Genomic DNA, 241 nt, shown 5'->3' with positions numbered 1-241 from the left:
AAAACGCACGGGCTAAAGACGGCTATGTCTGGCGCTGCCTGATTAGCGGCGCTTTCGATGGCACCCAAACCTGGCGCTACATTCCAAAAGATGGCGGCACGGAAGTCCAATTCGAAATGGAATACGAACTGCCCGGCAGCATATTCGGGAAACTGGCGAACACGATTTATATCAAGAAGCTTATGTACAACTCGATCGAGCAGACCTTGCAAAATTTGAAGGACATTAGTGAGAGTGATTG

Annotated in this window: 1 protein-coding gene; it reads left to right on the top strand. The window is 49.0% G+C overall.

What is annotated here, in order from left to right; genetic code table 11:
• Positions 1-241: SRPBCC family protein (locus tag R0J87_RS24120; RefSeq protein ID WP_498889570.1), on the top strand; the 241-nt coding region annotated here is incomplete at both ends.

It is taken from the genome of Halomonas sp. SIMBA_159, assembly GCF_046536035.1.
In the GTDB taxonomy this organism is placed as follows: Bacteria; Pseudomonadota; Gammaproteobacteria; order Pseudomonadales; family Halomonadaceae; genus Vreelandella; species Vreelandella venusta_A.
This window is presented reverse-complemented; position numbering and strand designations above follow the sequence as displayed.